The sequence below is a fragment of the Kitasatospora sp. NPDC057198 genome (genome assembly GCF_042670125.1).
Classification (GTDB): domain Bacteria; phylum Actinomycetota; class Actinomycetes; order Streptomycetales; family Streptomycetaceae; genus Kitasatospora.
Genome location: NZ_JBHUWH010000328.1, coordinates 1 through 9,048 on the forward strand (window position 1 = coordinate 1; position 9,048 = coordinate 9,048).

The window sequence follows — 9,048 nt, forward strand, 5'->3', positions numbered from 1 at the left end:
GACCGTGTCCGTGGCCGTCCCCCGCGAGGGACAGCCCATCTTCCCGATGGTCTTCCCCCTCGACCTCGGCAACGGCCCCGGCACCCGGGGCGCACCCGACATCACCAACGCCGGATCGGTCGATACCTGGCCCCTGATCCGCCTCACTCCGGCCACCGATGAGATCCGCGACCCGTCGCTGACCCTCGTCCACAACGGCAACCGCAAGCGGTTCGCCACCCGGGGACTGCGGGTCGGCCGCGGTGACGCCCTGGTGATCGACATGGCCCGCCGCCGGATCACCCTCAACGGCGCGAGCCGCTTCGGGCAGGTCGACCCCGGCTCGGCCTGGTTCGCCCTGCCGCCCGGGGCGAACACCCTGCAACTCGACGTACTGGAAGGCCCCGAAGGGGTCACGGCGGACGTGCTCTGGCGTTCCGCCTGGATGTAAGGACCCCACCCGCTTTGGCAGTTGAACTCCGCGCCCCGCTGTTCGTCCAGCAGGGCCGCTACGACGCGCTGGACCTGCGCACGATGATCGGCGGAACCCGGGGCGCCCACGTGGGCGTCGCCGGGCCCACCGCCCTGCTGGTCGAGAAGGTCGACAACCCCACCCCGCGTGTGTCGGTGGCGGCCGGGTCGATCTGGCTCCCGGACGACGTGGCCGTGTCCCACAAGGGGGCCGTCCACTTCGCCAACCTGGACGCCTCGATCCAGCTCCAGTGCTCCACCCCGAAGCCCGGCGAGGCCGCGCGCCAAGACCTGGTCGTCGCGTTCGCCGACCCGGACAGCTCCCCGGCCGGGCCGCTGCTGATGGACATCCGCACCACCGCCGACCAGTACATGCAGCCGGTCACCTACACCTCCGACGGCACCCCGTACGCGGTCGCCGCGACGGGCGCGGAGGTCACCAAGGAGGGCGCGAAGGGGTGGTCGATCGCCGTCCTGGCCGAGTCGACCCCCGGCGCGAAGGACTGGCCGGTCCCCTCCAACTGCGTCCGCCTGGCCGTGGTGAACATCGCCCAGACCGGCATCACCGGCATTGAGGACACCCGGTTCGTCACCGCCGGGCAGCTCGACACCACCCCGCTGCGCCACCTGCGCACCGCCGGGGCCCAGGGCGTGGCCACGGTCGCGGCCGAGGCCCCGGCCGGCAGCCTGGTCTACGACTCGGTCAGCACCGCTCTGCACAAGGTCACCGGGCCCGGCACCACCGCGCCGGTCGTCCCCGGGGCCGTCCGCCTCGACATCGCCTACACGGCGGGTGAGGGCGCGTGGGGCAACGAGGTGTGGCACCAGTTCACCGCCCCGGCCGCCCCGTACCCACGCCTGGCCACCGTCTCCTTCGAAGTCTCCTACAAGGGCGAGTTCGGGGAGGGGTGGATCACGCCCCTGGTGGTCGGACACGGCGAGCGCCGCCGCGCCGGACGCCCGCAGTACACCCGTGCCGGGGACTCCCGCGACGTCCGGGGCAGCGCCACCATCAAGGTGCCGGCCGGAACCCCGCTCAGCGTCGGCTCCGCCGTCTCCCCGGACAACACCCAGAACAACAACGTGAAGTTCCAGGCCGCGTGGACCTCGCAGGCCGACGCCGTGGTAGTGGCGGCTGCCTGATGTCCGACATACCCGAGTACCGCGTGATCCTCTCGGAGTTCAAGGGCGGCCGGCTGCTGGCCGAGCTGCCCGTCTCCGCGATCAACTACCGCTCGATCCTCAACGCCCCGGGCTCCGCGAGCTTCAGCGTGCCGCTGGCCGCCGAACCCCTCGCCGGGCTCGACTGGTCGCTGATCTCCCCGTGGCGGATCGTCGCCCACGTCCAGCGCGGCAGCCGCGTCCTGTGGGGCGGCCCGCTGCTGTCCTGGTCAGTGGACCTGGCCGCCGAGGAGATGACCCTCGACTGCGTGGGCCTGTGGGAGTACTACCGCCGCAACATGATCAATCTCGGCTACTCCACCGGCACCACGCCGCGCGAGCAGACCACGATCGCCCGCGAGCTGATCCAGACCTTCGCCGACAACCCCTCGCCGGTCGCCCCCGGCCAGCCCGGCTACTGGGGCAGCAACGGCCCCGGCGCGCTCACCTTCGACCCCGACCTGGACAGCGTGAAGCGCGAACGCACCTATCCCTGGTACGAGTGGAAGTCGGTCGGTGAGGCCGTCGAACAGCTCGGCGCGGTGATCCGCGGCTTCGACTTCCGCATCGACCACGACTGGGACGTGGACGCCCGCGTGATCCGCAACCGGATGCGCTGGCTGTACCCGGCCGGAGGCCAGGACACCGGCATCGTGCTGGAGCACGGCACCAACTGCACCGTCACCACCGTCACGTCCGACGGCGACAAGATGTGCACCGAGACCGGCGTCAACGGCGCTGGCGAAGGCTGGTCGCAGCTCAAATCCTGGTGGTACAACGGCCAGTTGGAGACCGAGGACGGCCGCCGCATCCCGCGCCTGGCCGCCGTCGAGACCAACAACTCCGTGGTGCGCGTCGAGACCCTGACCGCCCAGGCCGAGCGCATGACCGCCGTCGGCGCGTTCCCGATCGTCGTCCCGGAGGTCACCCTCCACCCGGGCGGTGAGTACTCCGTCGCCGAGCTGCGCGTCGGGCACAAGATCCGCGTCCGCGCCCGCACCGCGAACTGGCCCGGCATCTCCGCCGACTACGTCGTCCAGGAGATCGACACCAAGGTCACCAGCACCGGCGAGGAGACCACCCTCGCCCTCGTCCCCGTCACGATCTTCGAGCGCGTGGACGACTGGGTCCAGGGCCAGTTGGAGCTGAGCGCATGACCGTCTACGGCCGCCCCACCCTCGCCGACGAGTTCCAGACCATCGGCACCCGGCTGTCCGCGATGGAGCGCACCGCGTCCGCCCTGGGTGCGGTGCTGCCCATGACCCCCTACCGGCCCGGCCTCGACGTCGTTACCACCTGGCGCGCCGCCGCCACCATCCCCACGGCCGGCATCGCCCACCCCGTCCTCCGCCTGGACTGCCGGGTCGCCAGTCGGACCGGCGCGAACGTGTGGCTGCGCCTGTTCGACGTCGACCGGGCCCGCGCCGTCACCACCGAGTGGAAGTACACCGGGGGCGCGCTCAACAACGGCTGGGTCCGCCTCGACTGGGTCCTGCCGACGGGCGGCGGCCAGCCCGGCGAGTGGCAGCGCCTCCTGCTCCAGACGAAGACCGACGTGGACGGAGGCGGCACCGTCGACCCCGGCGTGGCCCTCGCCCTCCCGTTCAACCAGGCCCCCGGCGCGACCGAGGCCGGCACCTGGACCCCGGTGCCGATCCCGCCCGGCTACGCCTGACCCCTCGACCTCGCGGAGGCACCTACTCACGTGAGTAGGTGCCTCCGCTGCACGCCCGAAAGGACTCTGCTCCATCTCCCGCGAAGCAGTCATCACCGAGGCCCTGAAGTGGGCCGACCAGAACTACCGGGGCGGTCTCAGCCCCTCGGGGAAGTACTACGACACCCCGTTCGGGAAGTGGTACGCCCCCGGCTTCAACCACGAGCCCTTCTGCGACATGTTCGCCTCCTGGTGCGCCGACAAGGGCGGCGAAGCCGCGGCCGTCGGCCGGTTCGCCTACTGCCCCTCGCACGTCCAGTTCTTCCGCAACAAGGGCCAGTGGCTCGGCCGCGACGCCGCCTTCAAGCGCGGCGACATCATCTTCTACAGCTGGTCGAACAACGGCGTTGCCGACCACGTCGGCATCGTCCTGGAAGACTCCGCCCCCGGCCAGAGCGTGAAGACCGTGGAGGGCAACACCGCCCGGGACAACGGCGCGGGCCAGGGCTCCGGCGGCTACGTCGCCCGCAAGGTCCGCCCCCGCTCCAGCGTCCTCGGCGTCGGCCGCCCCGCCTACTCCACCAGCGGCAGCACCGGCACCCCCGCCCCGCCGACTGGCCAGGCCGTCACCATCAACGGCAAGCCCTACGGCCCCGGCGCGGTCGGCGACCACATCACCATCATGGGCCGCGCCCTCGTCCGCGCAGGTTGCTCCCGCTACACCGAAGGCCCCGGCCCGGTGTGGGGCAGCGCGGACACCGAGAGCTTCCGTGCCTGGCAGCTCAAGCTCGGCGACACAGCCGACGCCGACGGCATCCCCGGCCCCAAGCAGCTCACCCGCCTGCTCGCCGAGTTCGGCGACACCCCCGCGCCGCAGCCGCCGACCACCCGGCGCTTCACCATCCGCCAGGGCATGACCCTCGGCGGCATCGCGCTGGCACTCGGCACCACCGTGGCCGGGCTGATGGCCCTCAACCCCCAGATCCACGACGCCGACCGGATCACCGAAGGCCAGCAAATCAGCGTCCCCGAGCAGGCCGAGGCCACCGCCCCCGCTGAGGCCCCCGCCGCCCCCACCCCGGCGGAGAGCACCCCGGCCGAGCCCGCGCCCACCCCGGCACCCGAGCAGCCAGCCGCCGAGCAGCAGCTCTACACCGTCGCCCCCGGTGACAACCTCTGGAACATCGCTGGCGCCCACCGCGTCACCCTGGAATCCCTGATCGCCGCGAACCCGGCCACCACCGCCAACCCGGACCTGATCTTCCCCGGCCAGCAGCTCGTGATCCCCGACGCCACCGCCGCCGCCCCGGCACCGGCCCCCGCGCCGTGCCCCGTGGTGGCCCCCACCCCGGAGCCGGTAGCCCCCAGCGAGCCGACCGCCCCGACCGCCGAGCCGTCGGCCCCGGTGGAGGAACCGGCCGCCCCCGTGGAGGAGCTGCCGGCCGACCCGGCACCGGCCCCCGACGAGCCGACCGCGCCGAGCACCGGCTACTCGAACGACCTCCCCGGCTGGATCGAAGAGGCCCGGGACATCCTGCGCGCGAACGGCGACCTCGTCCCCAGCGCGGAGGCGATCGAGCACCGCGCGATGGTCGAGTCCAGCGGCAACCCCCTCGCCGAAAACCACTGGGACAGCAACGAGGCACTGTACGGCGGGACTTACGGACTGCTCCAGACCATCCGCCCGACTTTCGACGCCTACTCGCTGCCCGGCCACCGCGACATCCTCAACCCGGTGGACTCGATCATCGCCGGGGTCCGCTACGCGAACGCGACCTACGGCTCGTTCGAGTCAATCGCCTGGAACGAAGGCGGCTACTGATGGCGGAGAACGAACCCCTGGGCGTGGTGATCGGCCCGAGGGAGATCTACGACACCTTGGTCGAAGTCCGGGAGGACGTCCGCTCGCTCGCCCAGAGCAGCGACGCAGTGGACCAGACGCTCAAGGACCACGAAGACCGCGTCCGCGCGCTGGAGGTCTGGCGCTACGGCGTCGTGGCCTCCGGCCTCGCGGGCGGCACCGCACTGATCACCGACGTCGTCGTACGCCTGAAGGGCTGAACCCATCGAGAACCTGAAGACCTGGATCACCGAGAACCCCGTGCGGGCGCGTTCGGCCGTCGTCGCGGCGCTGACCGTGCTCGGCACCGTCGTGCCGAAGCTCGCCGGGATCGAGAGCAACGAGGCCGTGGTCGGCCTGCTGCTCGCGGGCGTGGCGATGGCGGCCGGCCACTCCGCGGGTAAGCGGGTCGTCACCCACGCCACCGACGCCGCCAACAGCGAGGCAGCCCGCACCGCAGCGCTCGCCGAGCACTGCACGTGCCCGCACGCCGACGTCGCCGAGCCCACCGCGCTCGGCGACGAGATGAAGGCCAAGCGGTAACCCAGGCCCCGGCCTGCCTTCGGGCGGGTCGGGGCCTTTTCTCGTCTCGACCGGCGCCCGTGGTGGAATGTGAGGGAGAGAGCGTTGGTTGCACAACGCTCCACCCCGCAATCCGAAAGGACCCCATGCCCCCGAAGAGGAAGGCCGGGCCGAACTGGCAGGACACCCCCGGTGCACAGGACGTGCTGGATCGGGCTGTACCCCTGGTGCGGCCCGCGCAGGCGTCTCGCGACTTCGGGGCCCTCGCGGCAGTGGTCTTCGAGACCGCCCTCCTGTTCAAGAACGCTGACGGCCTGCCGGACCTGCGGCGTGAGACCTACGCCGCCCGGCAGTGGATGACCTCCCTCCTGGACGCCGCCGGTCTCGTCGCGCCCCCGAGGTCTCCCCTGGAAGTGCGGGAAGCCGTCAAGAAGGAGCGGCAGAGTCTCCTCCAGTCCGTCCGGGAAGCCATCTCGCCCGTCCGCGTCGAATACGTCCGCTCGCTCGGCGGACGGCCGGACGAGCTGGCCGCGACCTTCCCGGAGATGGCAACCCCGGACGACGTCTTCGCCTACTACAAGATCATTCCCAAGGCTCAGCGCGAGGTACGGAGCGAGAACTACCAGCGCCGAGCCAAACAGCAGGTACTCGGGGCCGCCATGTTCAACGGCAACCCGATCCAGCCGGCCGACTGCCGACAAGCAGTTGGCGGGCTTCACACCCTCGCCGAAGCCCTGAGCCCCGCGTCCTTCGCGGAACTCGACCAGGACAGCCTGGAAGGGCTCCGCGAAACGCTCCGCGAGACCGCCGCCGTGCTGCTCGACCTCGACAACAAGCTGGGCTGAGCCCGGCACCAGGCCCCGTCTTCCCTCGCCAGGGAGGCGGGGCCTTCTCGTGTTTCCGCACCGTGTTAACCGCCCCCGCTCAACCCCGGTGACCACGGAGAGAGGAGACACGAGTGCACGGCATAGCCCTGATCGGCCGGGCGAGATCCGGCAAGGACACGGCCGCTGGCGTGCTGCGGGAGTACGGGTTCACCCGGCTCGCGCTGGCCGACCCGCTGAAGGCGATGGCATACGACGTCGACCCGGTGGTGGGCACCGAACTGCTGGGTGTTCACGCCCCGGCGCCCGTCCACCTGGCCGAGGCGGTGGACCGCTACGGCTGGGAGGCCGTGAAGGACCGGTTCCCGGAGGCGCGCCGGTTTCTCCAGCGGCTCGGCACCGAGGGTGTTCGCCGCCACGTCACCGCGGACTTCTGGATTGAGCAGGTTCGCCGGTCCGCCGCCGCGATCGGCGGACCGGTCGTGGTGACCGACGTCCGCTTCGTCAACGAGGTGGACGCGCTGCGGAACGCGGGCTTCGCCGTCTGGTTCATCGACCGGGGCGGGGCCGACGGCGACCACCCGAGCGAACAGCTCGGCCCCGAGCACGCCGATCGCGTCGTCCCGAACAGCGGCTCGCTCTCCGACTTCCACGCCCGAATCCGCGAAGCCCTGGAGGCCCCCGCATGACCCTGCGCGACCGCTTCGACGCGATCGACCGCACCGCAACCGCGATCGAGAACGTGCTGTTCATCTACACCCCCGTACCGGACCTGCTGGCCCCGGCCGAGCGCGCTGCCGACGAGGAGGCCGCGACCACCCGCGTCCAGGCCGAGGTGCCGGACTTCTCGGACACGCTGCCGTCCCTCGCCCCCGCGGCCTGACACCCCCTCACCCTCCGCCCGCCCCGGTTTCCGGGCGGGCTTTTCCATGCCCAACCACGTGAAGAGAGAGCATGTCCGAAGGCGTTCGCACGGTCCATCAGCGGGGTTCCCGCTACTACGTCCATCCCTTCAGCGGCGACCTCGCCCCGTCGGTGACCAGCATCCTGAACATGGAGGCGAAGCCCTTCCTACAGGACTGGTCGGCCGGCATGGCGGCAGAGGCCGCGGTGACCGACCTGGAGGTCGTCCAGCGCATCGCCGCCCGCGACCGCCAGGCCGCCGTGGACTTCCTGAAGTACGCGGCCAAGCGCTACACCAAGGTCCGCGCCGACGTCGGCTCGCTGGTGCACGACTACTTCGAGCTGCGCCTGCGCGGTCACGAGGTGCCGTACCCGCACCACGACGTCGAGCCGTACGTCCCGGCGATCGAGTCGTGGCTCGACCGCTACCAGCCGGAGCTGCTGCACGCGGAAGACGTCGCCTGGTCGTCCAGCCACGCCTACGCCGGGTCGTTCGACTTCATGGTCCGGATCAACGGCAAGACGATCCTCGGCGACCTCAAGACCTCCAAGAGCGTGTACCTGTCGGTCGCCTACCAGCTCGCGGCCTACGCCCACGCGGACGACCTGATCACGGTAGACCGCAAGATCGTCCCGTTCCCGAAGGTCGACGCCGGGGCGGTGTTGCACATCACCCCGGCCCGCGCCGAGTTCCGCCCGGTGACGATCGACCGGCCGATCTTCGACCGGTTCCTGACCCTGCGCCAGCGCTTCGCGGACGACCGGGCCTCGGACGCCGGGATCATCGGCCGCGTCGCCTGGAAGCACGAGGCCGGCCACCTGACCGGCACCGCCCGCCGCGCCGCCTGACCCGGCTGTTAACCGCCCCCGCTCAACACCAGCGAGCCCGGCGGACCGCCCGGTCCGCCGCCCCCGAGAGAACAGAGAGACCTTGAGCAACGCACTCGACAACATCTTCGCCAGCGACCCCGAGCTGGCCGAGCGCGCGGAGCGCGCCGAGGCGAACGCCCGCCCGGACCTGGCCGGCGTCTTCCGCAACTACGAGGCGGCCCCCGACGGCGGCTTCCCGATCGCCCAGCACCAGTGGATGGTGACCTGCGCCCTGCCGGTCACCGCCGAGGCCGTGGCCGAGCTGCTGGGCGGCACCCCGTACGAGCGGGAGACCGAGGCCGAGGACGCCATGGCGGTCAAGACCGACGCCGACCGGGTGGAGGTCGTCATCGACGGCCCCGAGGCCGTGAAGCTCGACTTCAAGCAGTGGGTGAACGGCAAACTCGCCCACCACTGCGACACCCGCACCTTCCTGTCGCCGCCGGAGGACGTCGGCGTGCCGTGCCGCTGCCCCGGCACCATCGCCGAGCTGAAGGACCGGGCGAAGGCCGAGCGCGGCCCGAAGCCCAGCATCGAGATCGACTTCACCCTGCCCCACGCCCTGGAGCTGGGCACCTTCCGCTACAAGTCGAGCGGCTGGTCGCTGATCCCCGAACTCCCGGCGCTGAAGGGCGCGCTGGCCAAGTCCGCGGGCCCGTCGCTGGCCCACCTGGTCAACGAGCGGGTGCAGTACACCAGCAAGGCCGGCCGGGACGTCGATTACCAGAAGGCCACCGTGAAGGTGGTCAAGCCGTACGGCGACGCCATTGCCGACACCCCGGCCACGGCCATTGAGGAGGAGCCGCCGTTCTAACCGGCGCTCC

12 protein-coding genes are annotated in these 9,048 nt (G+C 71.5%); all 12 read left to right on the forward strand.

Translation table 11 applies throughout. The features are described 5' to 3' along the window. Window positions 1–430 (forward strand): phage distal tail protein (locus tag ACFUEL_RS28665; RefSeq protein ID WP_380239667.1); only part of this gene is annotated, 430 nt, incomplete at its 5' end. Window positions 431–444: 14 nt separating this feature from the next. Next, on the forward strand, window positions 445–1,593 hold the full coding sequence (locus ACFUEL_RS28670; RefSeq protein ID WP_380239668.1) for a hypothetical protein: 1,149 nt from the start codon (window positions 445–447) through the stop codon (window positions 1,591–1,593). Continuing rightward, on the forward strand, window positions 1,593–2,768 hold the full coding sequence (locus ACFUEL_RS28675; protein WP_380239669.1) for a hypothetical protein: 1,176 nt from the start codon (window positions 1,593–1,595) through the stop codon (window positions 2,766–2,768). The genes ACFUEL_RS28670 and ACFUEL_RS28675 overlap by 1 nt, the downstream gene beginning before the upstream one ends. After that, window positions 2,765–3,286, forward strand: a complete 522-nt coding sequence (locus ACFUEL_RS28680; RefSeq protein WP_380239670.1) for a hypothetical protein — start codon at window positions 2,765–2,767, stop codon at window positions 3,284–3,286. Before ACFUEL_RS28675 ends, ACFUEL_RS28680 begins: the two co-directional genes overlap by 4 nt. A 217-nt stretch (window positions 3,287–3,503) precedes the next feature. After that, the gene (locus tag ACFUEL_RS28685; protein WP_380239671.1) at window positions 3,504–5,087 is read left to right on the forward strand and encodes a LysM peptidoglycan-binding domain-containing protein; all 1,584 of its coding nucleotides are present in this window, start codon (window positions 3,504–3,506) and stop codon (window positions 5,085–5,087) included. After that, a complete protein-coding gene (locus ACFUEL_RS28690) occupies window positions 5,087–5,326 on the forward strand; it encodes a hypothetical protein (RefSeq protein WP_376052944.1) in 240 nt (79 codons plus the stop codon). The genes ACFUEL_RS28685 and ACFUEL_RS28690 overlap by 1 nt, the downstream gene beginning before the upstream one ends. 40 nt (window positions 5,327–5,366) lie before the next feature. After that, window positions 5,367–5,648 (forward strand): hypothetical protein, encoded by a 282-nt coding sequence (locus ACFUEL_RS28695; RefSeq protein ID WP_380239672.1) that lies wholly within the window; start codon window positions 5,367–5,369, stop codon window positions 5,646–5,648. Window positions 5,649–5,773: 125 nt separating this feature from the next. Continuing rightward, window positions 5,774–6,472, forward strand: coding sequence for a hypothetical protein (locus ACFUEL_RS28700; RefSeq protein WP_380239673.1), 699 nt, complete (start codon window positions 5,774–5,776; stop codon window positions 6,470–6,472). 113 nt (window positions 6,473–6,585) lie between these two features. Further along, window positions 6,586–7,140 (forward strand): hypothetical protein, encoded by a 555-nt coding sequence (locus tag ACFUEL_RS28705; protein WP_380239674.1) that lies wholly within the window; start codon window positions 6,586–6,588, stop codon window positions 7,138–7,140. Continuing rightward, window positions 7,137–7,334 (forward strand): hypothetical protein, encoded by a 198-nt coding sequence (locus tag ACFUEL_RS28710; protein WP_380239675.1) that lies wholly within the window; start codon window positions 7,137–7,139, stop codon window positions 7,332–7,334. Before ACFUEL_RS28705 ends, ACFUEL_RS28710 begins: the two co-directional genes overlap by 4 nt. A 71-nt stretch (window positions 7,335–7,405) precedes the next feature. Next, window positions 7,406–8,203: a hypothetical protein gene (locus ACFUEL_RS28715; protein WP_380239676.1), complete on the forward strand. Its 798-nt coding sequence runs from the start codon at window positions 7,406–7,408 to the stop codon at window positions 8,201–8,203. Between the two features lie 82 nt (window positions 8,204–8,285). Next, window positions 8,286–9,038 carry a hypothetical protein gene (locus ACFUEL_RS28720; protein WP_380239677.1) on the forward strand — a complete coding sequence of 251 codons (753 nt, stop codon included), beginning with the start codon at window positions 8,286–8,288 and terminating at the stop codon, window positions 9,036–9,038. The last annotated feature ends 10 nt before the right edge of the window (window positions 9,039–9,048 follow it).

Excerpts from the sequence above, each read along its gene's own strand:
- ACFUEL_RS28675 (WP_380239669.1), top strand. The coding sequence starts at position 1,593 with ATGTCCGACATACCCGAGTACCGCGTGATCCTCTCGGAGTTCAAGGGC.
- ACFUEL_RS28680 (WP_380239670.1), top strand. The coding sequence starts at position 2,765 with ATGACCGTCTACGGCCGCCCCACCCTCGCCGACGAGTTCCAGACCATC.
- ACFUEL_RS28685 (WP_380239671.1), top strand. The coding sequence starts at position 3,504 with ATGTTCGCCTCCTGGTGCGCCGACAAGGGCGGCGAAGCCGCGGCCGTC.
- ACFUEL_RS28690 (WP_376052944.1), top strand. The coding sequence starts at position 5,087 with ATGGCGGAGAACGAACCCCTGGGCGTGGTGATCGGCCCGAGGGAGATC.
- ACFUEL_RS28700 (WP_380239673.1), top strand. The coding sequence starts at position 5,774 with ATGCCCCCGAAGAGGAAGGCCGGGCCGAACTGGCAGGACACCCCCGGT.
- ACFUEL_RS28710 (WP_380239675.1), top strand. The coding sequence starts at position 7,137 with ATGACCCTGCGCGACCGCTTCGACGCGATCGACCGCACCGCAACCGCG.
- ACFUEL_RS28715 (WP_380239676.1), top strand. The coding sequence starts at position 7,406 with ATGTCCGAAGGCGTTCGCACGGTCCATCAGCGGGGTTCCCGCTACTAC.